The following is a 24,595-nucleotide window of genomic DNA, read 5'->3' as shown; positions in this document are numbered from 1 at the left end:
GGGGGGACCCTGTGGGAGAGTAGGACGCCGCCGAACAATTTTTCAGCTCCGGTCCCTGAACCTCTGGTTCAGGGACCGGAGCTTTTTTGCGTTCCGGGACAGTGCCAGCCGGCTTTCTTCAGCCGGTCTTCTTCCAGAACACCGCGGTGGTGAGGGAGAAGAGCAGCAGGTTGGCGACGCTCAGGGCAGCTCCTTGGAGGGCCGTACCCACGGCACCGGGCCAGAGCTTGGTGACGAGAGTGCCGATCAGCGTGCAGACCAGCGGGTTCGCGATGCACATCCAACGGGGCAGAGCGGTGCCGCCGCGGAGGACGAGGACGGCCATCCAGACGGAGCCGACACCCCAGAGGACCAGGAGTACCGCGTACGGGATGAAGAGCACTGTGGCGAGGTCGCCCGGAAGAGTGACCAGCGCCGCGGCGTCGGCGCCGGACTCGTGCACCGCCTTCGCGGCCTGGCCCCAGTAGAAGAACGATCCGTGGGCGAAGGGGGCGAGCGCGTAGCCGGCCGTCAGGAGGAGGAAGGGCGGCAGGGCGAGGCGGCGGGGTTGCGGGAGAAGGGCGTGGCGGAAGTGGCGGCAGGCGTAGAGATAGAGCGGCCCGGTCAGGACGCCGAGCAGGGCGCCCCAGGCCAGGCGGGTGGTGGAGGCCGGGAGCATCGCGGCCAGTGAGTCGCGGGCCATGCCGTCGTACGCGTCGAGGATCGGGAACTGGTGCGGCGACACCATGGGCTTGCCGAGCAGCAGGATGTCGCCGACGAGCCAGGCCACGGAGGTCAGGATTCCGGCGATGCCGGCCAGGCGGAGGGCGGTGAGGGTTTGGGGGCGGTGTTGAGGTCGGGGGTGGGAGGTGGGGTGTCCGGGTGGTGTCGGGTGGGGCTCCGCGGACGCGGTGGGTTTGAGGGGCGTTGGGTCGGAGGGGGAGGGGGACATGGCTCGGGGCAAGGCGGTGCCTCCATGAGGAGAATGTTAGTTAGGTGAGGCTAGCCTAACTAGTAAGTGCGGGGTGGGGAGGGAGAATTACGTGTGGCCAGAGGGACGGGCTGCTGGGATGCTGGGCCGATGGGGTATCTGATCAGGCCGGTCAAGGCGGACGAGTGGAAGCGGCTCAGGGAACTCCGGCTGGCGGCACTCTCCGATCCGATGGCGCGCATCGCCTTCAACGAGGGGTTCGAGAAGGTCGCGGCGTACCCGGACGAGGTGTGGCAGCGGCGGGCGGCGCGGAGTGACGAGGACCGGGACCCGCTGACGTTCATCGGCGAGGCACCGGACGGCAGTTGGGGCGGGATGGTCGTCGTGCTCGTCGAGAAGGAGGGCGCGGACGAGCGGGGCGGCGAGGCGCCGTGGGCGCACATCGTGGGGGTCTACGTACGCCCGGAGCACCGCGGCACGGGGCTGGTGCGCGACCTGTTCGCCGCTGCCGTGGAGTGGGCGTGGAGCCGGTCCGGACCGGCGGTGGAGCGCGTACGGCTCTGGGTGCACGAGGAGAACGACCGCGCGGCGGCCCTCTACCGGTCGCTGGGCTTCGTGGAGACCGGCCGGACGATGGCCGATCCCAAGGACGAGGCCGCTGTCGAGCGGGAGATGGCGCTGGAGCGCGCGTAGCGGGCCGCCGGTCAGTCCGGGAGCGGGGTGCGGGGCCAGCGGGCGCGGGCCTGTTCCCGGGAGCGCATCGTGGCCAGCGTCAACAGGCCCTGTGCACGGCCGGTTTCGAGGAGGCCGGGCAGAGCGGGGAACGGCGCCAGCGCCGCGATGTCGTCCAGGACGAGGGTGAGTGGTGGGTCGAGCCGACCGGCGGATGACCGTTCGGCCATGCGGCGGCCGCGCTCGACCACGTTGGAGAGGAGTGCGACGAACAGTGGCATCGCACCCGGAGTGGTTCGCGGATCCTCGATGGATTCCCCTACCACGTAGAGCGTTCCCCCTTCGTCGATGAAAGATTCGAGAAGGAGGGCATCGGTTCGCGCCGGATTGCAGGCGTCCCGGATGTGGATCGAGGCCAGGGACGCCAGGGTGCGGGAGACCAGCTCCTGAGCCATCTCGCGCCGTTCCGTGTGCGCGGTCAGTACGGACTCCAGCTCGCCCGCCTGGCCCGCCGACGCCTTCTGGTTCGTGCGCAGGATGCGTACGGGCTCGTGCGCGGCGCCCTTGGTGTGGGCCCAGCGGTGCAGTTGGCGGAAGGGCCGCCCGTCCACGGCGGCGGCGTGCAGCCAGCAGCGGAGCAGGGTCGTCGCGGCGTCGGCCACCGTGGAGTCGAGGGTGCTGGAAGGGCGTACGGGGGCCAGGAGCGCGGTCGCGCGGGCCGTGGCGGTGGCGATGTCCTCGCAGCCGGACGTCGGGGACCAGCGCATCCGGGCCGGGGTGTCCAGGAGGTGCTGCGGGTCGTAGGTCAGCAGCGGGCCCAGTTTGGCGCGGCCGTCCTTGGTGTCGGCCCAGAGGGCGGGGTCGGTGGTGGCCACGACGAGGGGGCCTTCGGCGGCGGCGACGGCGGCCGCGGCGAGCGTGCCGGCCTGGCGGCGGTCGGTGCCGTAGTGGACGGCCGGGGTGGGAGCGGCAGGAGTCTCTGGTGAGGCCGGTGTGGGGGTCGGGGCGGCCGTCACGGGTGCCCCCGAGGCCGCTGCGGCAGGAGTGAGCCATGAGGCCGCTGGCGCTGCGGGGCCCGAGGCCGGTGGTGTCCCACGTCCCGAGGGCGTTGGAACTGTGGCTTCCGAGATCGGTGGCACAGCAAGCTGCGAGGCCGGCAGTGGCGTGGCGGGAGAGGCGTAGGGCGGTGGTGCGGTGGGCGTAGGGGCCGGGGGAGGGGCGGCAGCCGCGGATCGGCCGTCCGCAGACGCCGGTTGGCTCTGCCCGTCGGCCCCGCCCGTGCCAGCGGCCGCACCCGTCTCAGCAGCCCCGTCCCACCCGAAGGCCCCAGTGGTCCCGTCCCACCCGCTCCCCTTGCCCACAGCGTGCCGATGGGCCCGTACGGCCCGGTAGCGGGCGATCGTCCCCAGGACGAAGACCGTCAGGACGACCAGGACCAGCAGTTCGCTGATGAGGATGCCCCAGAACAGCCCGTACCCGGAGAGCTGTACGGCCGGGGTGTCGGGCCAGGCGGCGGCGAGGTCGTGCGGGGCGCCTATGAGGCTGCGCAGGGCCAGGGGCGTACGGGTGAAGGTCACCCCGTCCGGCCAGGCGCCGTGCGTGAAGAGTCCGGCCAGGCCGGTCGCCGTCCAGGTCAGGAGGGTGAGGCCGAGGAGGAAGGCGAGGACGCCGATCAGGAGGGAGTCGGGGATGCCGCGCCCCCGCCCGGCACCCGGGCCGCCAGGGCCCCCTGCGCCTCCCGAGCCGCCCTGCGGGCCCGTACCACCGCGCCCGTCCCCGCCCCCGTGCCCGTATGCCCGCCTCACGCCACCGTCTCGCTCGACTCGTCCCGGAACTGCCGCCGCAGCGCCAGCGCTTCGGCCCGCTGTTCGGCCTCCGCGTCCGCCGCCCGCCCGATCGCGAGCGCTTCCTCCGTCATCGTCGCGGAGCTCTCGGTCATCGCCCGGTCGGTGTAGACCAGCGGCCGTTCCGCCTCGGTGATCAGGTGTTTGACGACCTGGACGTTGCCGTTGACGTCCCACACCGCGATGCCGGGGGTGAGCGTCGGGATGATCTCGACGGCCCAGCGCGGCAGGCCCAGGACGGCGCCGGTGGCCCGGGCCTCGTCGGTCTTCTGGGCGTAGATCGTGCGGGTGGAGGCCATCTTCAGGATCGCCGCGGCTTCCTTGGCGGCGGCGCCGTCGACCACGTCGCTGAGGTGGTGGACGACGGCGACGAAGGACAGGCCGAGGCGGCGGCCGAACTTCAGCAGCCGTTGGAACAGTTGGGCGACGAACGGCGAGTTGATGATGTGCCAGGCCTCCTCGACGAGGAAGATCCGTTTCTTCCGGTCGGGGCGGATCCAGGTGTGCTCCAGCCAGACGCCGACGATCGCCATCAGGATGGGCATCGCGATCGAGTTGCGGTCGATGTGCGAGAGGTCGAAGACGATCAGCGGTGCGTCGAGGTCGATGCCAGCGGTGGTCGGGCCGTCGAACATGCCGCGCAGGTCGCCGTCGACCAGCCGGTCGAGGACCAGCGCGACGTCCAGGCCCCAGGCGCGTACGTCGTCTATGTCGACGTTCATGGCCTCCGCCGACTCCTCCTCCGGGTGGCGGAGCTGTTCGACGATGTCGGTCAGTACGGGCTGCCGGTTGGTGATCGTCTCGTTGACGTACGCGTGCGCCACCTTGAGCGCGAAGCCGGAGCGCTCGTCCAGGCCGCGGCCCATGGCGACCTCGATGATCGTACGGAGCAGGGCGAGCTGGCCGGTGGTGGTGATCGACGGGTCGAGGGGGTTGAGGCGGATACCGCCGTTCAGGGCGGCGGTGGGGTCCAGGCGGATGGGGGTGATGCCGAGCTGCTCGGCGATCAGGTTCCACTCGCCGACGCCGTCCTCGCCCTGGGCGTCCAGGACGACGACCTGCCGGTCGCGGAAGCGGAGCTGGCGCAGGACGTACGTCTTCTCCAGCGCCGACTTGCCGTTGCCGGACTCGCCGAGGACCAGCCAGTGCGGGGCCGGCAACTGCTGTCCGTAGAGCTGGAAGGGGTCGTAGATGTAGCCCTTGCCGCTGTAGACCTCGCGGCCGATGATCACGCCGGAGTCGCCCAGGCCCGGCGCGGCGGTCGGCAGGTAGACGGCCTGGGCCTGGCCGGTGGAGGTCCGTACGGGAAGCCGCGTCGTCTCCACCTTCCCGAACAGGAAGCTGGTGAACGCCTCGGTGAGCGCTGCGAGCGGATCGAGCATGGCCATGACGTACGCGCCTCCCAGCGGCTTAGCGGCGGATCCCGGTCGCGAACGGCAGCGTGTTCACAAAGGCGCGGTGGTGTTCCCGGTCGCACCACTCCAGTTTGAGGTAACTCTTGCCCGCCGAGGCGCGGATGGTGCGCTTGTCGCGGGCCAGTGCCTCCGGGGAGCGGGAGGAGACGGTGATGTAGCCGACGAGGTTGACGCCCGCGGCGCCCGAGGCCAGGTCCTCGCCGCGCTGGTCGACGCGGCCGTGGTGGGCCACGTCGCGCGGGTCGACCACCCGGTTCATCTTGGCGGCCCGGCTGGCCTCCGCGTCGTCGTTGGTCTTCTCCGTCAGCATCCGCTCGATCGCGATCTCGGTGGGCTCCAGGTCCATGCAGACCGCCACCGTACGGATGACGTCGGGAGTGTGCACCAGCAACGGCGCCAGGAAGTTGACGCCGACCGGGGTCAGCGGCCACTCCTTGACCCAGGCCGTGGCGTGGCACCACGGCGCGCGGGTGGCCGACTCACGGGTCTTGGCCTGGAGGTACGTCGGTTCCATCGCGTCCAGCTCGGCCGGCCAGGCGTTGCGCTGGCTCATCGCCTGGATGTGGTCGATGGGGTGGTCCGGGTCGTACATGGAGTGCACCAGGGACGACAGCCGGCTCTGCCCGAGCGGCTGGCGCACGCGGATGTCGGCCTCGGCCAGCCGCGCGCAGATGTCGGTCAGTTCGCGTGCCATGACGACGGCCAGGCCCGCGTCCCGGTCCAGCTTCTTGCGGATCAGTCCGCCGTTGTGCAGGTGCGCGGCGCGCGCCATGGTGTGGGCCTCGGCGGCCAGTTCGCGGGTGTAGTGCATGCAGGCGACCAGGTAGGCGCGGTGCTGCTCGGAGGAGGTGGAGACCATGGACTGGAGCTGGTCGTACGACTCCTGGAGCCAGGCGGGGGAGTCGGCGTTGCCGCGCTGGGCGACGTCCTTGGCGTGCGCGTCGGGGTCGGCGGGGAGCGTACGGGCCAGCATCTGGAGGCGGGTGACGAAGCCGTCCCCGTTGGCGACGTGCTTGAGCAGTGTGCCGAACCGCTCCACGAGGGCCTCCTGGTCCTCGCTGTCGCGCAGGCCGACGCCCGGTCCCTCGATCTCGATGGCGGCGGTGACCGTACGGCGGTCGGCGTGCAGCAGGACGGCGATCTCGTCCGGGCCGAACGGGGCGGTCAGCCAGTTGATGCGGCCGATGCCGGGCGGCGGGCCGATCTCCACCTCCCGGCCGTCCAGCCGGACCCCGGCCTCGGCGACGCCGGAGCGGTACGTCGTGCCCCGGCGGACCGTACGCCGGTAGCTGCGGTTGATCTCGAACCACTTGTAGAACGTACGGCCGCGGTACGGGAAGTAGACCGCGGCGATCGCCAGCAGCGGGAAGCCGGTCAGGGTGGCGATCCGCAGCGACAGCACCGGCACCAGCAGGCCGCACACCATGCCGAGGAACGCGCCCGCGATGATCAGCGCGATCTCGCCGGTCTCGCGGTTCTTGCCGACGATCGCGTTCGGGCGGGCGCGGCCGATCAGGTACGTGCGGCGGGGCGCGATCGGGTGGGACTGGGTCGTCAACGCCCGTCACCTCCTGAGGTCTTGCCGGAGCGGGCGGTGCCGGTGGAGCCGGAGCTGGAACCGGGGGACGGACGCGAACGGGGGGCGGGCGAGGCGGGGGCCGGGACGCGGCCGCCGGAGCCGCCGCGGCTGCCGTGGGCGGCCACACCGCCGGAGACCGCGTCGGCGGGCCGGGCCTGGCCGCCGCCCTGCTCCTGGCCGCCCCCGCCGGACCTGCGGGAACTGTGCGTCTTGATGCCCTGGGACACCAGCGCGGCGGGCGAGGAGATCACGGCTGCGGCCTGTGAGCCCTCGGTGGCCTGCTTCTTGTTCGTACGGGCCGAGACCATCTCGTCGCCGAAACCGGGCACGAAACGGTAGATCACGGCGCTGGCGAAGATGGCCAGCAGGATGATCGCGAGGCCGGAGACGACGGCCGAGATGGCGTTCGGGCCGTCGCCGGTGGTGAGCGCGCCGGCGATGCCCAGGACGATCACGATGACCGGTTTCACCATGATCACCGCGATCATGATGCCCGCCCAGCGGCGGACGTGCCCCCACATGTTCTTGTCGACCAGGCCCGCGTAGACGACCGTGCCGAGCAGCGCGCCCACGTACAGCAGGGCCGCCCGGATCACCAGCTCCAGCCAGAGCACACCGGCTGCCAGCACCGAGACCAGCGAGACCACGATCAGCATGATCGGGCCGCCACCGATGTCCGTGTCCTTCTTCAGGGCCGCCGCGAACGCACCGAAGAAGGTGTCGGTCTGCGCGCCCGTCCCCTTCGCGATGATCTCGGTGATGCCGTCCGTCGCGGAGACGACGGTGTACAGGATCAGCGGCGTGAACGCGGAGGCGAGCACGGTCAGCCACAGGAACCCGATCGCCTCACTGATCGCCTCCGTCAGCCGCACGCCGCGCACGGCGCGCTTGGCGACGGCGAGCAGCCACAGCACGAGCGTCAGCACGGTGGAGGCGGCGAAGACGACGGCGTACTGCTTCAGGAAGGCCGCGTTGGTGAAGTCGACCTGCGAGGTCGCCTTCACGGCGTCGGACAGCTTGTTGACGATCCAGGCGGCGGCGTCGGCACAGCCCTTGGCGAGGGAGGTGAGGGGGTCGAGGGGGTTGTTGTCGGTCAGGCCGCCGGGGGATTTGGGGGTGGTGTCAGCTTTATCGCCCTCTTGGCAATATTCCCTGGCGAGGCCGCGAATGAGGTCGCATGCCTCGTTGCTCGGAGAGGGGCTCGCCGAAGGGCTGCCCGTGCCCGTGGGTGTGGGGGTGGGGGTGGGGCTCGGCTCCGCGAAGGCGCGTGACGCCAGGAGGAGGACAGCCGTCTGTACGCCCGTCACCAGTGCGGCGAGGGAGAGAACGCGACGACGATGGTTAGCGGGCATACGTGAACCCTCCGAAACCTTGCACAGCCTTGGACATCTCCTCGGCCGACGACGCGGTCTGGTCCCGGCCGACCGGAGCCGGACCGTCCTTCTGCGTGAAGTCGGTGATCTTCCAGTCCCCGTCGATCCACCGCAGGTCGAAGGTGTTCGTGTACCACCCCTCCGCGACCGGGTTCTTGGAATCGGCTCCGGCGATGCCGAAGAGGGCCGAGTACCAGACCGAGACCTTGGCCGCGGCACCCGAGAACTTCTCGACCTTGGTGCCGACCGGGTTGGCCCGGGAGACGAACGTCGAGCCGTCGGGGGCCCGGCCGTCGGGCTTGAGCCCGATCCGGCCGAGGAACTTGGGGTTGCCGTACGCCTTGTCGAGGGCGTTCTCGCGGGCTGCCGCCACGTCCGGCGCGTACACCGTGGTGACTATCGTCCGCCGTCGGTCCTTCTCGTACATGCCGTCACTGTTGAGCGCCACCGCGTAATTCGCCGCCGCCGACTGTGCCCCCTGCTCCGTCTTCGCGAAGCCCGACGCGATGCCGCCGTTCTTGCCCTCGACCGGCTTGGTGCCGGTCGGCGCGGTGGAGCGGGCGTCGGCTTCCTTAGCGTTGTCGTCGCCCGCCCCCGGCCCGTCCCCGCCCCGGTTCGCGAAGGCGATGGCGGCGATCAGGAGGACCACCACGCCGACGATCGTGATCAGGTTCCGGCTGGAGGAGCCCGTACGGGTGCGGCGGCCGCCCCCGTACGGGTCGCCGCCGCCGTCGGGGAGTCTGGTGCGGGTCTGGCCGCCCGTGTCCGGGCCGCCCGGCTCGCCACCGCCGTATCCACCGCCATCGCTGAGACTCATCGTGCCTGTGCCCCCTCAACCGACCTGGCCGTCCCTGCTGTCCTTTTGCCGCCCGTATATGACCGTAGCCGCGCGGGCAGCGGCTCGGGCGCAGTGGTACGAGTAGATCTCACCGTGACGGGACCTCAGATGTCGGGCGGAAGAGGCGAATGGGGGACTCTGCGGCACTTGCGGTCACCCCGTGGGCCGCGGCTGCCGCTCGGTCCCCGCCAAGCCCTTGTGTCCCCGCCCGGTACGCGGCCCAATCGGACCGTTGCTCGCCGGAGTGGCGCAAAGCGGAACGGTTCGGGGCGGAATGAGCGGGCATCGGCGGGTGCTCTCGGCGGTGGGGTGTGGCCGGTGGTGGGGGAGGTGAGGAGGGGCTGTGGTGCGGGCGGCCGGCGGGGCGTACGGGAGGAGGCGGTCCGTGGTGCGCTGCGCCGGGGGCGTGCGAGGCGTGGACGAGGGGATTCGGGGTGATGGGAGGGGGCGGTGGGGCGCAGTGGTGCTACAGGGGCGGCTGCGGCCCGCAAGGCCTGTCCGTTCGCCGGCCGGGCCGTCGGCCCGTCGTCCGTACGGGGCGGCCGGGCCCTCCCGGGGTGCCGGCGCGGCCGTCGCCGACCGCCCCGGCTACACGGCCATCCCGTACACGATCGTGAAGAGCGTGCCGAGCGACCCGATGATGAAGACACCGGTCAGGCCGGCCACGATGAGGCCCTTGCCCTGTTCGGCGCTGAACGTGTCGCGCAGCGCGGTGGCGCCGATGCGCTGTTTCGCCGCGCCCCAGATCGCGATGCCGAGACAGAGCAGAATCGCTACTGCCATGACCACTTCGATCATGACGCGTGCCTCGTTGCCCAGTGTCCCGAACGGGCCCCAGTCCGGGGCGATTCCGCCAATGATGGTGGTGATGTCGCCCTTTTCGGCCGCCAAGTGCATGAATGAACTCACCGCCCCTTATGGGTTGTTGCGTACCCGCGCCACACGGTACGGGCCAGCATCTATCTTCGCTGACAAAACCGCCACCAGATGTCGACTTGGCGGCTTTCTTTGACGGATCCCGTGGGGATTGCGTGCGTACGGGGACGTGCGTCGCCCGGGGACCCGTCGGTGTCACCGTGTGTATCACGGCCGATCACACCGGGCAATGTTCGAATGGTGCGCCGTGACGGGCGCTGCTCAGAGCCCCACGAAGTGGTCGAACTCGCCGGCCTTCACCCCCAGGACGAAGGCGTCCCACTTGACGCGCGTGGTGACCACGACGTTGTCAGGCTCGGTGTTCGTCCGCAGGTAGACGTTGCCGTCGGCCCCGAAGGCGACCTCGATGTACTCGGGCGCGCTCTCGTCGTCCGTGGCTTTCTGCCAGGTGAGGTTCTCGGGGGGAGTGGGGGTGGTCGGCATCAGTTCCTCCGTCGGGTCCGCGGTGGGCGGTGACCTCGTGCACTCACTCGTACGCGGAGGACTTTACGGCCCGTCAGGGGCGGCTCGGGGACGGGTGGGTGTCGCTCCGGGGGGCCGCTCCCCGTCCTGGCGTCCCGGAGGAACGCGGCCCAGGCGCGGGCGCCCACACGGGCGGCCACCCCTGGCCGGTCGCACTCCGGGCAGAGGATCGGTCCGTTCGTGTTCGCGGCCACCTCCACGCACCGGCCGGATGACGTGCTGGCGGGCGATACGGAAGTCGACGTAGAGGTCGACGGCCTCGTTCCGGTCGGTCCCCTCCGCCATGTCGCTCAACGCGCGGGCGTAATCGGCGGCCTGCAACATGCCCGGCACGACGGAGGGCGCGTGCATACGGATGGCGGTGGAGCGCAGGAGGTGGTGGAGGCCGTTGCACGGGACGTGGACGCGGTCGCTCTCGATGTGGCTGACGCGCTGGCGGGCGGCGTCGGTCAGGGCGGCGGCCCGGTCGCCGGAGAGGCCCGGGGCATGCGCCGACGGCCGGGGTGTGGGCCGGCACGGGCCGGGTGGCGGGGAGCCGGTCCGGTTCGGGCTGGGGGAGTGAGGGGGCGGGAGCGGGGCGGGGCCGCGCGCCCCGGGCGGTTCACGGGGGCGTGGGTGTGGGCCCGTACAGCCGTCGTGTGGTGAGGTACATGACGAAAACGGCGGTGAAACGCGCCCGTATGGGGGAGGGTTGAGGGGTGCGCAAATACTGGGTGGCCGGTGGGGTCGGGGTCGGGCTGGTGCTCTGCTTCCTCGCGCTGCTCGTGGTGGGCACGTACACCGCCGCCGCGGGCCTGGCGGGCGGCGCGGGCCGGGCGGTGGGGCTGGCGAAGGGCGCGGTGCCGGCGTCGTACCAGCCGCTGGTGCAGAAGTGGGGCAATCTGTGTCCCGCCATCAATCCGGCGTTGCTGGCCGCGCAGCTGTACCAGGAGAGCGGCTGGAACCCGAAGGCGCAGAGCCCGGCGGCGGCGCAGGGGATCGCCCAGTTCATTCCCGGTACGTGGGCTTCGCACGGCATCGACGGCAACGGGGACGGCCGGCGGGACGTGTGGGACCCGGCGGACGCGATCCCGTCGGCGGCGTCGTACGACTGCGAGCTGGCGAAGTACGTGAAGGACGTGCCCGGCGACCCGGCGCACAACATGCTCGCGGCGTACAACGCGGGCGCGTACCGGGTCATCAAGGCGGGCGGGGTGCCGGCGATCCGCGAGACGCAGAACTACGTGAGGATCATCACGACCCTCGCCAAGAGCTTCGAGGCGCCGGTGGGGCGGGTCCCGGCGTCCCGGCAGGCGGCCGCCGCGATCACCTTCGCGCAGGAGCAACTGGGCAAGCCCTACCTGTGGGGCGGGAACGGCACGCCGGACCAGGACGGGCGGTTCGACTGCTCGGGGCTGACGAAGGCGGCGTACCACTCGGTGGACATCGAGCTGCCGCGGGTGGCGAACGACCAGTGGAACGCCGGGCCGCACCCGAAGCGGGACGAGCTGCTCCCCGGGGACCTGGTGTTCTTCGCGCACAACCTGAACGATCCGCGGTCCATCCACCACGTGGGGATCTACGTGGGCGGCGGCTACATGATCAACGCTCCGTACACGGGAGCGGTGATCCGCTTCGACAAGATCGACACGCCGGACTACATCGGTGCGACCCGCGTCACCGAAGATGGCGCGAAAGCGCTGCCCCGGTCGAACGTTGCGTGAACATGGGGCCCTGAACTGCGGACATCAGTCTCTCTTCGATAACGTCCTGGTGATCATCCGGTGGAAGCTGGAACGGCTCGGCTGTCCATCGCGTTTCCTGGGCATGGAGACATGGCGAGGCCGTGGAAATCCGGCCACGCCCGACGACCACGGGGGTTGGCAGCACTCACACGGCGCTCGCGCGCGCGAAAGGTAAGGGGCCGCGGCAGATGGCTGGACTCGCAATGGACGGGTCGAACCCCGATGTGAACGTGCTCGACGGCATCAACGGCCTCGCGAAGGACGCACCGGAGTGGCTCAACCGCGCCACGAAGTTCGTGGGTGAGTACGGCCTCATCGCCGCGCTCGCCGTGCTGTGTCTGATCGCCTGGTGGGGTGCGCGCAGGCGGCGGGACGCGCCGGGCGCGGTGGCGGGCCTGGTCTGGGCGCCGCTGGCCGCCGGGGTGGCGCTGCTGGCCAACATACCGATCCGGGCGGTGGTGGAGCGGCCCCGGCCGTTCCGGGTCCATGCGGGACTGGAAGTGCTCATTCCCGGCAAGACGGACTTCTCGTTCGTGAGCGACCACGCGACGCTGACCATGGCGGTCGGCGTGGGGCTGTTCATCGCGCACCGCGTGTACGGGCTGATCGGTATCGGCCTGGCGCTGCTGGAAGGGTTCTGCCGGGTCTACATGGGCGTGCACTACCCGACGGACGTCATCGGCGGCTTCGCGCTCGGTACGGCGGTGGCGCTGCTGCTGGCGCCGGTGGCGCAGGCGATGCTCGTCCCGGTGACGACGGCTGTGGGGCGCTCGCCCGCCTGGTGGCTCGTCCGGGCCGGCGGCCCGGCGCCCCGCGCGGTCTCCGAGCCGGTGGCGGCCGTACCGCCGGTGGCGCGCGAGGAGCGGGACGAGGACCTGGCGGCGTAGCCGGGACCACGGAGCGGACGACGAGGGAGGACCGGGGCCGACAGCCCGGTCCTCCCTCGTCGTACGGGGGGACGGACGTGCCGTCACAGGGCCTGCGGGAACGTCCTGAACAGCCCGTTCGGGTCGTACTGCCGCTTCAGCTCGGTGAGGCGGCCGGCGGCCGGGCCGTAGTAGGCCTTCTTCCAGTCGGTCAGGGCCGCGTCCGTGTAGTTCTGGTAGGCGGCGCCCGAGGCGTAGCGCCGCATCGCGCCGTGGATGCCGTTCAGCCAGGCGCTCTGCGCGGCGCCCGTGCCGCCCGCCTTCCAGGACGCCAGGTACTGCGCGAGGAAGCGCGACCGGCGGTGCACGAAGGCGGTGTCGGTGGGGCGGACCCGGTTGATCGCCCCGCCCAGCGCGGTCAGTGACGCGTTTCCGGCGACGCCCTTGCGGCTCGCGGCCTCGATCTGGCCGAGCAGGGCCCGGAGGCCGGCCGCGTCGAGCGAGCGGTCGTAGAAGTCGGAGCGGGCGGCGTACGTCTCGCGGGCGAGCTTGCCGGTGGCGCTGCGGCCGGGGAGGGCGCCCGGCAGGTGGCACTGTTCGGTGGTCTTCGTGGAACAGCCCGCGTAGGACTCCATCGCGTCGAGGTACGAGGTGGGAGTCAGGCGTACGGACTTCGCCGGCCCGGGGCCGCCCGCGCGGTCGGCCAGTTCGTCGACGGCGTTCTGGAGGTCGCCGTAGGAGCCGAGGGAGAAGGCGGCGACGGAGACGGTCGGGGTGCCGCCGGGGTGCGCGTCCAGGTGCAGGGACGACCATATTTCGTCGGGCTGGGTGGGGCCCCACTCCTGCCAGGAGCGGAGCAGGGCGGTGGCCTTGGCCCAGGGCCAGGTCAGGTAGGCCATCACCGAGCGGGGCGCCGCGTGGGTGCGGAAGCGCAGTGCGGTGACCACGCCGAAGTTGCCGTTCCCGGCGCCGCGCAGGGCCCAGAAGAGGTCGCTGTTGCGCTTGGCGTCGCACTCGACGGTCTTGCCGTCGGCGGTGACGACGGTGGCGCCGACGAGACTGTCGCAGGTCAGGCCGTAGGCGCGGGACGCGACGCCGTGACCGCCGCCGAGGGTGAGGCCGGATATGCCGACGGACGGGCAGGAGCCGCCGGGGATCGTGACGTTGTGCCGGCCCAGGCCCTCGTAGACCTCGATGAGCTTGGCGCCGGCGCCGATGCGGGTGATGCCGCCGGACGGCGCGGAGACCGAGTTCAGAGCGGACACGTCGATGACGAGCTTGCCGTTGCCGCTGGACCAACCGGCATATGAGTGACCCCCGTTGCGTATCGCGACGGGGGCGTTGTGGCGGCGGGCGAAGGACAGGCACTCGGCTATGTCGGCCGGGTGGCGGACGTAGGCGACGGCCGCGGGCTTCAGGTTGTCGTAACGGGTGTTGTACAGGCGGCGGGCCGCGTCGTACGAGGCTTCGCCGGCGCGGACGAGCTTGCCGTCGAGGCTCTTGCGCAGCGCGTCCCACGACGCCTTGGCGGCCGGGGGCCTGCCCGCCTGCGAGCTGGTGTTGAGGCCGACGCCGCCGGACGCCGTGCCGCCGGGGGTGTTCGCGTGGCCGGTGTCGGTGCTGCAGGCGGTGGTCAAGCCGGCGGTCGCCGCCGCGAGTCCGCCGCCGGCTGCCAGTATCGTGCGCCGCTTCATTGTGAACTGCCCCTTTTGGAACCCTTTGCGGGTCCGCGCGCCGTGGATGCTTCCCCCTACCCAGATGGGACGGGGGCCCGGGGAGGTTCCAGGGGCGTGCCGACGGGGCTCTACGGGCGGTTATGGAGGGTCTGCCGGGCGGGTGCGGCTGCCCGCCCGGAACCGGTCTGCCGGGCGGGTACGGCGCGCCCGCCCGGGGCCGGCCGGCGGGGGTGGCGCTCACCCCGTCCGGTGGTGCTGTTCCGCGTCCGTCCGTGCCTGGGAGCGGGCCCGGCGCGCCGGGCCGTGCCAGCCGCAGATGCAGCGGGCCAGGCAGAACGAACCTCGTTCGGTGGTGGTGGTCCGGTGGTCGGACGCCCCGGAGGGCGGCGCTGTCGGCTCCTGTGCTGCTCGGTCCTGCACGGCGCCACCGTACGCGCCCGGGGTGTACGGGCGTGACGAAGCGGGCTGAACAGTCGTTGAACGGAACGGGTCGTGGTGGTCCGGACAACCGGAACATCCCGGTCCGCAACTTCACGAGCAGAGCGGCCGAGGGGGCTCGTACGCGATGGTGGTGCAGGACAGGCGAGGCGGCGCCGTCGCGGCCGCCGTGTGCGGGGCGGGCCTGGTGGCCGGGCTGCTCACCACGGGCTGCTCCCCCAACGGGGCGGCGGCCGACGATCACACCTCGGCCGGCCGCTCCGCAGACGGCCCGGTGGGCGGGTCCGCGGCCGGGCCGCCCTTCACCGACCGTGCCCGCCCACCGGGCGGCCGGTCGTCCGCCGGGCCGCGGGATGCCGCCGGCCCGGCGGACGCCGGTGCCCCGTCCGGCCGTACGGACTACGCCGCGGCCCTGCGCGCCAGTGCCGACGCGCTGGTCCGGGCCGGCACCTCCCGGGTGCGTACGGAGCTGGAGACCGTCAGCGGCGGCACCCGCGTCGCCATCCGGGGGACCGGCGGCCACGACTACCGCGAGCGGATCGGGCAGCTGAACGTACGGCTGCCGGACACCGGCGACGGGAGCGGCGCGCACCGCACGATCACGGAGATCCTCACGCCGTCCGCGCTGTACATGAAGAACCGCGGGGCGGGCGTGCCGGCCGGCAAGTGGGTACGGGTGGACACCGCCTCGCTGGCCGACGGCAATCTCGTCACCGGCGGCGCGACCGACCCGATGGCCGCCGCCGAGCTGCTGCGGGGGGTGCGGGAGGTGACGTACGAGGGGCGGGAGCGGCTGGACGGCGTCCCGGTGCGGCACTTCAGCGGGACGACGGACATCGGGTCGGCGGCGCGCGCGGCGTCCGCCGCGTTCCGGCCCGCGCTGACCGCGGCGGAGAAAGGCTTCACCACCGACGTGGTGGCCTTCGACGCGTATCTGGACGACGCCGGGCGGCTGCGCAAGGTGCGCCAGCGCTTCCGCTTCGCCAACGGCACGACGGGCGGCACGTCGGTGACCTCCACCACCACGCTGTACGGCTTCGGGGCGCCGGTTCCGGTCCGGCTGCCCGACCGGGACGACATCTACACGGGCAAGGTCGCCGCCACGGGCGGCTGAGCACGGTCGCCACGGGCGGCTGACCACGGCCGTCACGGTCGGCCGGGCAGCGCGGGCCGGCGGGCTCGGCCCCGACTCGGACCGCGGTGTCCGGGGCACGTCTCCACGGCCTGTGCGAACTGGCGGAAATGGTCCATCCGTGCCATGCGCGGAGCGTGCGCCCGTACCTACTCTGGGCGGTAACCACCAGAAGAGTGGGGAGGCGCTCGAAGGAGGAGGTGTTGTACGTGGCCGGACACCGCAACTCGACGGTTCAGGACCACGTGGCCCTCGTCGAGATCGACCTGACTGGTGAGTTGATGATCGCGGCGGCCGCCGCGAGCGAGGATCGGCTCAGCTCGGACCGTATCGACGAGGTGCTGGACGTGGACGCGGACCGCGTGCGAACGGGTCACGGACCCGGGAACCGCAGGTGACAGGGCGGCGGCGCCGGGCGTGACGGTGCTGCGCGGCACCCGCGTCCGGCGGCCGCGGTCAGGTGCGCAGCATCCGCTCGATGGCCTTGGTGGCTTCCTTGACCTTCTCGTCGATGGCCTCGGGGCCCTTGACGGCGGCGTCGGCGACGCAGTGCCGCAGGTGCTCCTCCAGGAGCTGGAGGCCGAAGGACTGCAATCCCTTCGTGCTCGCCGACACCTGGGTGAGTATGTCGATGCAGTACACATCTTCTTCCAGCATCCGCTGGAGACCGCGGATCTGGCCCTCGATCCGGCGCAGCCTCTTGAGGTGTGCGTCCTTCTGCTGCGCGTAACCGTGGATGCCCAGATCGTGAGCGGTGACGGCGGCGGGGTCGGTGCCGAGGGCGGTTACCGGCCCGTCGGCGGGGCGGGCCGCGGCGGCTGCGGTGGTGCCGTTGGTGTCGGCGTCCGTGGTCGTCATGGCCATCTCCCGTGGTACGTAGGCGTTCCATATACCCCTAGCGGGTATATGGTACAGAAATTCGCAGGCGCGGGCGGTACCCCGTGCAGAGCATGGTGCCCGATGGGCGACACTGAAGGAATGCCGGTTAGCAGTGGCTGGATGATGCGCCTAGCATCAACTCGACCGAATCCGATGCACCCCGAGGATTTCACGTGCGCTTTCGTCTGACCCCCAGGGAGACGAGCTTCTACGACATGTTCGCCGCGTCCGCGGACAACATCGTCACAGGCTCGAAGCTCCTGATGGAACTGCTCGGGGCGGACGCCTCCGCGCGGACAGAGATCGCCGAGAGGATGCGGGCGGCGGAGCACGCGGGGGACGACGCGACCCACGCGATCTTCCACCAGCTGAACTCCTCGTTCATCACGCCGTTCGACCGCGAGGACATCTACAACCTCGCCTCGAAGCTCGACGACATCATGGACTTCATGGAGGAGGCCGTCGATCTCGTCGTCCTCTACAGCATCGAGGAGCTGCCCAAGGGCGTCGAGCAGCAGATCGAGGTCCTGGCGCGGGCGGCGGAGCTGACCGCCGAGGCGATGCCGAACCTGCGGACGATGTCCAACCTCACCGAGTACTGGATCGAGGTCAACCGCCTGGAGAACCAGGCCGACCAGATCCACCGCAAGCTGCTCGCGCACCTGTTCAACGGCAAGTACGACGCCATCGAGGTGCTCAAGCTCAAGCAGATCGTGGACATCCTGGAAGAGGCGGCCGACGCCTTCGAGCATGTCGCCAATACGGTCGAGACGATCGCGGTCAAGGAGTCCTGACCTCCGGTGGACACCTTCGCGCTCATCGTGACCATCGGGGTCGCGCTCGGATTTACGTACACCAACGGCTTCCACGACTCCGCGAACGCCATCGCGACCTCGGTCTCCACCCGGGCCCTGACCCCGCGGGCGGCGCTCGCGATGGCCGCGGTGATGAACCTCGCCGGCGCCTTCCTGGGCAGCGGGGTCGCCAAGACGGTCAGTGAGGGGCTGATCTCCACGCCCGAGGGCTCCAAGGGGATGGGCATCCTCTTCGCCGCCCTGGTCGGAGCGGTGGTCTGGAACCTGGTCACCTGGTACTTCGGACTGCCGTCGTCGTCCTCGCACGCGCTCTTCGGCGGCATGGTGGGCGCGGCGCTGGCGGGCGGTACGACCGTCTACTGGTCGGGCGTCATAGAGAAGATCGTCGTTCCGATGTTCCTCTCGCCCGTGATCGGCCTGGTCCTCGGCTATCTGGTGATGGTCGTGATCATGTGGCTGTTCCGGAAGTCCAACCCGCACAAGGCGAAGCGGGGCTTCCGTATAGCGCAGACGGTCTCGGCGGCCGGCATGGCGCTCGGGCACGGCCTCCAGGACGCCCAGAAGACCATGGGCATCGTGGTGATGGCGCTGGTCATCGCGGACGTGCAGACCGCGGGCGACGCCATCCCGGTCTGGGTGAAGATCGCCTGTGCGCTGACCCTGTCGCTGGGCACGTACGCGGGCGGCTGGCGCATCATGCGCACGCTCGGACGGCGGATCATCGAGCTGGACCCGCCGCAGGGCTTCGCGGCCGAGACGACCGCGGCGTCCGTCATGTACACCGCCTCGTTCATGTTCCACGCGCCGATCTCCACCACCCACGTCATCACCTCGGCGATCATGGGTGTGGGCTCGACCAAGGGCACCCGGGCGGTGCGCTGGGGCGTCGCCAAGAACATCGTCATGGGCTGGTTCATCACCATGCCGGCCGGCGCGGCGGTGGCCGCGCTGTGCTACTGGGCCGTCCATCTGGTGTTCGCGTGACGGTGCGCGGCCGCTGAGCCGCACGTTCTTGTGGGCCCGCCCTCCGGTTCCGGAGGGCGGGCCTCGTCCTTGCGGTGGCACCGCCATGCAGCACCGCAGGACGCAGGGGGCGGGCCGGGCCCGGGTCCGGGCGCCGCGCGGGGCCCGGACGGGCGCTCAGCCGAAGCGGCCGGAGATGTAGTCCTCCGTGGCCTGGACCGACGGGTTGGAGAAGATCCGTTCGGTGTCGTCGATCTCGACCAGCTTGCCGGGCTGCCCGACCGCGGCCAGGTTGAAGAAGGCCGTACGGTCCGAGACGCGCGCCGCCTGCTGCATGTTGTGGGTCACGATGACGATCGTGAACCGTTCCTTCAGCTCACCGATCAGGTCCTCGATGGCGAGGGTGGAGATCGGGTCGAGGGCCGAGCACGGCTCGTCCATCAGCAGCACCTGCGGCTCGACCGCGATGGCGCGGGCGATGCACAGCCGCTGCTGCTGGCCGCCGGACAGGCCGGAGCCGGGTTTGCTCAGCCGGTCCTTGACCTCGTTCCAGAGGTTGGCGCCCTTCAGGGACTTCTCGACGACGTCGTTCAGGTCGGACTTCTTCTTCACCGTGCCGTTCAGGCGCAGGCCCGCCGCGACATTGTCGAAGATCGACATGGTGGGGAACGGGTTCGGGCGCTGGAAGACCATGCCGACGGTACGGCGTACCGCCACCGGGTCCACGCCGCTGCCGTACAGGTTCTCGTCGTCCAGCATCACCTTGCCCTCGACGCGGCCGCCCGGGGTGACCTCGTGCATCCGGTTCAGGGTGCGCAGGAACGTCGACTTGCCGCAGCCCGAGGGGCCGATGAAGGCGGTCACCGAGCGGGGCTCGACGGTCATGGAGATGTCGTCGATGGCCCGGTGGCTGCCGTAGTAGGCGGAGAGGCCGCTGACGTCGATTCGCTTGGCCATGGGAATCACTGCTTCTTTCGTGTCGCTGGGGTCAGCGGCCGGTCTTGGGGGCCTTCCAGCGGGCGATGCCGCGGGCCACCAGGTTGAGGATCATGACGAAGGCGATCAGGACGAGCGCCGCGCCCCACGCACGGTCGTACGAGGCGTCGGAGCCCTGCTGCCACTGCTGGAACACATACAGCGGCAGCGACTGCTGGGCGCCCTCGAAGGGATTGCTGTTGATCGTCTTCGCGCCCCAGACCAGCAGCAGTACGGGCGCGGTCTCACCGGTGATACGGGCGATGGCCAGCATCACGCCGGTGGCGATGCCGCCGACCGAGGTGGGCAGCACCACCTTGAGGATGGTGCGCCACTTCGGCACGCCGAGGGCCAGGGACGCCTCGCGCAGCTCGTTGGGGACCAGCTTGAGCATCTCCTCGGTGGAGCGCACGACCACCGGCATCATCAGGATGGCCAGCGCCATCGCGCCGGCGAAGCCGGACGGGCCGAAGCCGAGGATCAGGATCCACACCGACAGGACGAACAGGCCGGCCACGATCGAGGGGATGCCGGTCATCACGTCGACGAAGAAGGTGACGGCCTTGGCCAGCTTGCCGCGCCCGTACTCGACCAGGTAGATCGCGGTGAGCAGGCCGATCGGCGCGGCGATCAGCGCGGCCAGGCCGACCTGCTGGAGGGTGCCGACGAGGGCGTGGTAGATGCCGCCGCCGGCCATCGCGTCCGGCAGGGTGCCCATCGAGTGGCTGAGGAAGTAGCCGTCGACGACCTTGATGCCGCGGGCGACGGTCTCCCAGATGAGGGAGGCGAGCGGGATCACGGCCAGCAGGAAGCAGATCCACACCAGGCTGGTGGCGAGGCGGTCCTTGGCCTGCCGGGTGCCTTCGACGGCGGCAGCGAGCAGGAACGTACCGAGGACGAACAGCAGGGCGGCGATCAGGCCCCACTGGATGCGGCTCTCCAGGCCGGCGGCCAGGCCGATGCCGCAGCCCACGGCGGCCGCGGCCACGGCCAGGCCGGCGGGGGCCCAGCGGGGCAGCCGGGGCTGCTTGAGCGAGACCGGGAGGGGGGCGCTGTCGGCGACGGGGCGCCGCGCGGTGACCGTGTTACTCATGCGTTGGCCCCCGAGTACTCCTTGCGGCGGGCGATGATCAGGCGGGCCGCGCCGTTGACGAGCAGCGTGATGACGAAGAGGACGAGGCCGGAGGCGATCAGGGCGTCCTGACCGAACTCGTCGGCCTCGCTGAACTTGCTGGCGATGTTCTGGGCGAAGGTGCCGCCGCCCCCGTCCAGCAGGCTGCTGTTGATCAGGAAGCTGGGGGACAGGACGGTGGCCACCGCCATCGTCTCGCCGAGCGCGCGGCCCAGGCCCAGCATCGAGGCGCTGATGACGCCGGAGCGGCCGAACGGCAGGACGGACATCCGGATGACTTCCCAGCGGGTCGCGCCGAGCGCGAGCGCGGCCTCCTCGTGCATCTTCGGCGCCTGGAGGAAGACCTCGCGGCTGACGCTGGTCACGATCGGCAGGATCATGATCGCGAGCAGGATGCCGACGGTGAACAGCGAGCGGGGGGCCTCGTCGGCGTAGGAGAAGATCCCGGTCCAGCCGAGGTAGTCGTCCAGCCAGCCGTAGAGGCCGGTCAGGTGCGGTACGAGGAACAGCGCGCCCCACAGGCCGTAGATGATGCTGGGCACCGCGGCGAGCAGGTCGATGACGTACCCGAGCGGGGAGGCCAGCCTGCGCGGCGCGTAGTGCGAGATGAACAGCGCGATGCCCACCGCGACCGGGACCGCGATGACCATCGCGATCACCGAGCTGACCACGGTGCCGAAGGCCAGGACGGCGATGCCGAACTTCGGCTCGGTGCCGGAGGCGGTCCACTCGAAGTAGGTCAGGAAGTTCGCGTGGTCCCCGGAGACGGCGATCACGGAGCGGACGGTCAGGAAGGCCGCGATGGCCGCCATGATCACCAGGAGGGCGATGCCCGAGCCGCGGGACAGGCCGAGGAAGATCCGGTCTCCGGGGCGTACCGCGCTGCCGGACACCGGGGAGGCGGCGGGCGGCGCGGGTGGTGGCGGTGGTGCGCTGGATATCGAGGGTGCTGAGTTCATGGTTTCTCCGGTCTGCGGAGCCCGGCGGGGGCTCCTGGCGCGGCGGTGCACCGGACGGGCGGCGGCCTGCGGGGCGCGGGCCGCCGCCCGGTGGGTCAGGAGAGCGAGGCGACGGCCGAGCGGACCTTGTCGGCGATCTCGGCCGGGAGCGGCGCGTAACCCAGCTCCTTGAGGGCGTTCTGGCCGTCCTTGCCGGCGATGTAGGTCAGGAAGGACTTGGTGGCGGGCAGGGTCTCCGCCTTGTTGCCCTTGTCGCAGGCGATCTCGTACGTGACCAGGGTGATCGGGTAGGCACCCTCGGCCTTGGTGGTGTAGTTGAGCTTCAGGGCCAGGTCGCTGCCCTTGCCGACCTGCTTGGCCTCGGCGATGGCCTTGGAGGCGTTGTCGACGGTGGCCTCGACCGGGTCCTTGGCGCCGGTGTTCAGCTTGACCGTGTTGATCTTGCCGGCCGTGGCGTACGACAGCTCGAAGTAGGAGATCGCTCCGCTGGTCTGCTTGACCTGCGAGGACACACCTGCCGAGCCGGACGCGGCCTGGCCGCCCTTGCCCTCCCAGGTCTTGCCGGGCTCGTGCTTCCAGGCGTCGGGGGCGGCGCCCTTGAGGTACTTGGTGAAGTTGTCGGTGGTGCCGGAGTCGTCCGAGCGGTGGAACGCCTGGATCTTGAGGTCCGGCAGCTTGGCGTCCGGGTTGAGCTTCTTGATCGCCTCGTCGTTCCACTTGGTGATCTCCGAGTCGAAGATCTTGGCGAGGGTCGGCGCGTCCAGTACGAGGCTGTCCACGCCCGGCACGTTGTAGCCGACCGCGATCGGGCCGCCGACCATCGGCAGGTTGATCGCCTGGCCGCCCTGGCAGACCTTCTTGGACTTCTCCACCTCCTCGGGCTTGAGCGCCGAGTCGGAGCCCGCGAAGGCGGTCTGGCCCTGGAGGAAGGTGGTGATGCCCGCGCCGGAGCCGGTGGGCTGGTAGTTGATGCTGGTGTCCTTGCAGGCGCCGGAGTACGCCTGCACCCAGGCGTCCATGGCGTTCTTCTGCGCGGACGAGCCGGAGGCGAGCAGCTTGCCCTTGCCCTCGCACTTGATGTTGCCGGTCTTCGCCGCGGAAGCCGCCCCGCCGCCACCACTGGTGTCGTCGGAGCCGCACGCCGACAGGGCCAGGGCACCGGTGACGGCGAGAGCGCCGACGGCGAGGGCGCGAACCCGGTTCTTGCGCTGCAGCTGCTTCACTGTCGTGAGTTCCTTCCTGGGGCGCGCCGCTTCTTGTTCGGCGTGCGGGGTGCAGACGTGATGGTCACCGGCGTGGCGACCGGGTGGTCACCCGGATGGTGACCGTGTGGTCACTGTGCGGCGGCCGCAGCGGTCGGGCAAGGGTCGCCGGAGCGGGTGGTCGGACGGTTCAGCAATGCCGTGCCGCGGTCGCTCCGCAGGAGTGGCGCGCCGCTCGGTACGGCCGAAATTAGGCAGATCAGGTGAAGCCGCCGAAGGAGGAGGGTGAACGCCGGGTGAACCTCGGCCGTCGGCTGGGGGCGGCGCGCGGACGGCCCGTGATCCTGCGCAGCGCTCTGTCGGATTACCCGCCGGTATGGCAGCATCCGCGCCTGTGGACGTGCACGAATCGGTGCGGAACGACCGGAGGTGGCTGGTGGGGCGGCAGGGGGCAGGGCGGGGCAATCCCGATGCGTACGGCAAACGTGACGTAGGGGACCGGGCGGGTGCGGCGGACGGGCCGCGGCGGGCGGGGGGACGGAGCCGGGCGGGCGCCGGGCGCCGGCGGGGTGCACGGGGGCTGCGCGGCGCCGTGGTGGCCGCCACGGCGGTGGTCCTGGGCGTGACCGGAATCCTCGGCGGGACGGCTCCGGCCGCGTACGCCGATCCCGGCCCCGCCGTGTCCGAAAAGCACCTGGAAGAGGTGCGCAAGGAGCTGGAGGGCCTCTACCGCAAGGCGGAACAGGCCACCGAGGCGTACAACGCGGCGAAGGAGCAGGTCGCCCTCCAGCAGAAGGAGATCGTCAAGCTGGCGCAGACGATCGACCGGACGCAGCAGCAGATGGACGAGCTCAAACGCCAGGCGGGCGCGCTGGCCAGCGCGCAGTACCGGGGCGGCGGCGTTCCCCCCGAGGCCCGGCTCATGCTCAACAAGGACCCCGAGCGCTTCCTCGACAACGCCACACTGGTCCGCAAGGGCCAGCACGCCGCGAAGGACCTGAGCGACCAACTCGCCCGCACGAAGAACGCGTTGGAGGGGTACGCGCAGGACGCCACCGACCGCTGGGAGCGGCTGGAGGAGAACCGCAGGAAGACGGAGACCGCGCAGCTCGACGTCCGCAAGAAGATCGAGGCCGCGCAGCAGCTGGAGTCGCGGCTGGCCGCGGAGGAGAAGGAACGGCTGAAGAAGCTGGAGGACGCGCGGGCGCTCCAGGAGCAGCAGAAGTGGCTGGACTCCGGCGTGCTGAAGGACATCGGCGCGCACGCCTCGGAGGCCGGAAAGAAGGCGGTGGCGTACGCGACGTCGCAGATCGGCAAGGACTATGTGTGGGGCGCCGAGGGCCCGGACACCTTCGACTGCTCGGGACTGACGATGCGGGCCTGGGAAGCGGGCGGCCGGTCGGTGCCGCGCACCTCGCAGGAACAGTGGCGGCAGTTGCCGCGGATCGATCTGAAGGACCTGCGCCCCGGCGACCTGATCATCTATTACCCGGACGCGAGCCATGTCGGTATGTACATCGGGGACGGCGCGATGGTGCACGCGCCGCGGCCGGGCCGGCAGATCACGGTCGCCGGGGCCGGGTCGATGCCGATTCTCGGGGTGGTGCGGCCAGACAAGTAGCGGTGCGGGAGGGGCTCGTGGCGCCGTACACGGGGGAGTTCGCCCCGGTACGCAGCGTGAGGAGCGCGTGCGTTTCGTCACGGAGCGTCGACGGCCGACCTGACGCTGTCGAGGTGATGTTCGTCATTCCGCGCTCCTCTCCGCCCAGGTCACCGGGCATGTGGGGCACGGCATATGACAAGTG

The 24,595-nt window shown here is 71.0% G+C and carries 24 protein-coding genes; 8 read left to right on the top strand and 16 right to left on the bottom strand.

The annotated features are described in order from the left end of the window. Window positions 1-118: 118 nt before the first annotated feature. The gene (locus tag AB0A97_RS37250; protein ID WP_361159079.1) at window positions 119-931 is read right to left on the bottom strand and encodes a DUF6796 family protein; all 813 of its coding nucleotides are present in this window, start codon (window positions 929-931) and stop codon (window positions 119-121) included. Between the two features lie 129 nt (window positions 932-1,060). Between AB0A97_RS37250 and AB0A97_RS37245 the strand changes: the two genes are divergently transcribed. Then, window positions 1,061-1,603 (top strand): GNAT family N-acetyltransferase, encoded by a 543-nt coding sequence (locus AB0A97_RS37245; protein ID WP_361159053.1) that lies wholly within the window; start codon window positions 1,061-1,063, stop codon window positions 1,601-1,603. 11 nt (window positions 1,604-1,614) lie between these two features. On the opposite strand, the gene AB0A97_RS37240 is transcribed toward AB0A97_RS37245, so the two are convergent. The 8 genes from AB0A97_RS37240 to AB0A97_RS37205 all read right to left on the bottom strand — a co-directional run bounded on the left by AB0A97_RS37240 (window position 1,615) and on the right by AB0A97_RS37205 (window position 10,386). Continuing rightward, on the bottom strand, window positions 1,615-3,273 hold the full coding sequence (locus AB0A97_RS37240) for a type VI secretion protein (protein ID WP_361159076.1): 1,659 nt from the start codon (window positions 3,271-3,273) through the stop codon (window positions 1,615-1,617). A gap of 110 nt (window positions 3,274-3,383) precedes the next feature. Further along, a complete protein-coding gene (locus tag AB0A97_RS37235) occupies window positions 3,384-4,808 on the bottom strand; it encodes an ATP-binding protein (protein WP_361159074.1) in 1,425 nt (474 codons plus the stop codon). A gap of 28 nt (window positions 4,809-4,836) precedes the next feature. Then, entirely contained in the window at window positions 4,837-6,399 is a 1,563-nt protein-coding gene (locus AB0A97_RS37230; protein ID WP_361159050.1) for an SCO6880 family protein, read from the bottom strand. Then, window positions 6,396-7,772 (bottom strand): hypothetical protein, encoded by a 1,377-nt coding sequence (locus tag AB0A97_RS37225; RefSeq protein ID WP_361159047.1) that lies wholly within the window; start codon window positions 7,770-7,772, stop codon window positions 6,396-6,398. The genes AB0A97_RS37230 and AB0A97_RS37225 overlap by 4 nt, the downstream gene beginning before the upstream one ends. Next, window positions 7,762-8,610 (bottom strand): hypothetical protein, encoded by an 849-nt coding sequence (locus AB0A97_RS37220; protein ID WP_361159044.1) that lies wholly within the window; start codon window positions 8,608-8,610, stop codon window positions 7,762-7,764. The genes AB0A97_RS37225 and AB0A97_RS37220 overlap by 11 nt, the downstream gene beginning before the upstream one ends. Window positions 8,611-9,219: 609 nt before the next feature. After that, on the bottom strand, window positions 9,220-9,528 hold the full coding sequence (locus tag AB0A97_RS37215; RefSeq protein ID WP_030021086.1) for a hypothetical protein: 309 nt from the start codon (window positions 9,526-9,528) through the stop codon (window positions 9,220-9,222). 240 nt (window positions 9,529-9,768) lie between these two features. Beyond that, window positions 9,769-9,990 carry a DUF397 domain-containing protein gene (locus AB0A97_RS37210; RefSeq protein WP_125045682.1) on the bottom strand — a complete coding sequence of 74 codons (222 nt, stop codon included), beginning with the start codon at window positions 9,988-9,990 and terminating at the stop codon, window positions 9,769-9,771. A gap of 63 nt (window positions 9,991-10,053) precedes the next feature. Further along, a complete protein-coding gene (locus AB0A97_RS37205) occupies window positions 10,054-10,386 on the bottom strand; it encodes a Scr1 family TA system antitoxin-like transcriptional regulator (RefSeq protein WP_361159072.1) in 333 nt (110 codons plus the stop codon). A 341-nt stretch (window positions 10,387-10,727) separates the two neighbouring features. Here AB0A97_RS37205 and AB0A97_RS37200 point away from each other — a divergent pair, with 341 nt between their 5' ends. After that, window positions 10,728-11,732 carry a bifunctional lytic transglycosylase/C40 family peptidase gene (locus AB0A97_RS37200; RefSeq protein ID WP_361159041.1) on the top strand — a complete coding sequence of 335 codons (1,005 nt, stop codon included), beginning with the start codon at window positions 10,728-10,730 and terminating at the stop codon, window positions 11,730-11,732. Between the two features lie 209 nt (window positions 11,733-11,941). Then, a complete protein-coding gene (locus AB0A97_RS37195; protein ID WP_361159038.1) occupies window positions 11,942-12,640 on the top strand; it encodes a phosphatase PAP2 family protein in 699 nt (232 codons plus the stop codon). 83 nt (window positions 12,641-12,723) lie between these two features. Here the strand turns inward: AB0A97_RS37195 and AB0A97_RS37190 are convergent, their stop codons facing one another. Continuing rightward, window positions 12,724-14,313: an FAD-binding oxidoreductase gene (locus AB0A97_RS37190; protein WP_361159035.1), complete on the bottom strand. Its 1,590-nt coding sequence runs from the start codon at window positions 14,311-14,313 to the stop codon at window positions 12,724-12,726. A 219-nt stretch (window positions 14,314-14,532) separates the two neighbouring features. Continuing rightward, window positions 14,533-14,715 carry a hypothetical protein gene (locus tag AB0A97_RS37185; protein ID WP_361159032.1) on the bottom strand — a complete coding sequence of 61 codons (183 nt, stop codon included), beginning with the start codon at window positions 14,713-14,715 and terminating at the stop codon, window positions 14,533-14,535. 145 nt (window positions 14,716-14,860) lie between these two features. On the opposite strand from AB0A97_RS37185, the gene AB0A97_RS37180 reads away from it, so the two are divergent. Together AB0A97_RS37180 and AB0A97_RS37175 are read left to right on the top strand one after the other, a co-directional pair. Continuing rightward, window positions 14,861-15,847: a hypothetical protein gene (locus AB0A97_RS37180; RefSeq protein WP_361159029.1), complete on the top strand. Its 987-nt coding sequence runs from the start codon at window positions 14,861-14,863 to the stop codon at window positions 15,845-15,847. A gap of 221 nt (window positions 15,848-16,068) precedes the next feature. Beyond that, window positions 16,069-16,263 carry a hypothetical protein gene (locus tag AB0A97_RS37175; protein WP_361159026.1) on the top strand — a complete coding sequence of 65 codons (195 nt, stop codon included), beginning with the start codon at window positions 16,069-16,071 and terminating at the stop codon, window positions 16,261-16,263. A 58-nt stretch (window positions 16,264-16,321) separates the two neighbouring features. Here AB0A97_RS37175 and AB0A97_RS37170 read toward each other — a convergent pair whose 3' ends face one another. Continuing rightward, window positions 16,322-16,723, bottom strand: coding sequence for a metal-sensitive transcriptional regulator (locus AB0A97_RS37170; protein WP_361159024.1), 402 nt, complete (start codon window positions 16,721-16,723; stop codon window positions 16,322-16,324). 194 nt (window positions 16,724-16,917) lie between these two features. Here AB0A97_RS37170 and AB0A97_RS37165 point away from each other — a divergent pair, with 194 nt between their 5' ends. Both AB0A97_RS37165 and AB0A97_RS37160 read left to right on the top strand, forming a co-directional pair. Beyond that, window positions 16,918-17,538, top strand: coding sequence for a DUF47 family protein (locus AB0A97_RS37165; protein WP_003983068.1), 621 nt, complete (start codon window positions 16,918-16,920; stop codon window positions 17,536-17,538). A gap of 6 nt (window positions 17,539-17,544) precedes the next feature. Next, complete coding sequence (locus AB0A97_RS37160) at window positions 17,545-18,543, top strand: inorganic phosphate transporter (protein WP_361159020.1); 999 nt, start codon at window positions 17,545-17,547, stop codon at window positions 18,541-18,543. Between the two features lie 156 nt (window positions 18,544-18,699). Here AB0A97_RS37160 and pstB read toward each other — a convergent pair whose 3' ends face one another. The 4 genes from pstB to pstS all read right to left on the bottom strand — a co-directional run bounded on the left by pstB (window position 18,700) and on the right by pstS (window position 22,811). Next, entirely contained in the window at window positions 18,700-19,479 is a 780-nt protein-coding gene (gene pstB, locus AB0A97_RS37155; RefSeq protein ID WP_361159018.1) for a phosphate ABC transporter ATP-binding protein PstB, read from the bottom strand. A gap of 31 nt (window positions 19,480-19,510) precedes the next feature. After that, window positions 19,511-20,590, bottom strand: coding sequence for a phosphate ABC transporter permease PstA (gene pstA, locus AB0A97_RS37150; RefSeq protein ID WP_361159016.1), 1,080 nt, complete (start codon window positions 20,588-20,590; stop codon window positions 19,511-19,513). Then, the gene (pstC, locus tag AB0A97_RS37145) at window positions 20,587-21,588 is read right to left on the bottom strand and encodes a phosphate ABC transporter permease subunit PstC (protein WP_361159013.1); all 1,002 of its coding nucleotides are present in this window, start codon (window positions 21,586-21,588) and stop codon (window positions 20,587-20,589) included. The genes pstA and pstC overlap by 4 nt, the downstream gene beginning before the upstream one ends. Window positions 21,589-21,683: 95 nt before the next feature. Continuing rightward, complete coding sequence (pstS, locus tag AB0A97_RS37140) at window positions 21,684-22,811, bottom strand: phosphate ABC transporter substrate-binding protein PstS (protein ID WP_361159010.1); 1,128 nt, start codon at window positions 22,809-22,811, stop codon at window positions 21,684-21,686. Between the two features lie 574 nt (window positions 22,812-23,385). Between pstS and AB0A97_RS37135 the strand changes: the two genes are divergently transcribed. Beyond that, window positions 23,386-24,411, top strand: coding sequence for an NlpC/P60 family protein (locus AB0A97_RS37135; protein ID WP_361159007.1), 1,026 nt, complete (start codon window positions 23,386-23,388; stop codon window positions 24,409-24,411). The last annotated feature ends 184 nt before the right edge of the window (window positions 24,412-24,595 follow it).

This window comes from Streptomyces sp. NPDC045470 (assembly GCF_040646595.1).
GTDB lineage: Bacteria > Actinomycetota > Actinomycetes > Streptomycetales > Streptomycetaceae > Streptomyces.
The sequence above is the reverse complement of the archived record's forward strand: the minus strand, read 5'-3'. Positions and strand labels throughout refer to the sequence as shown.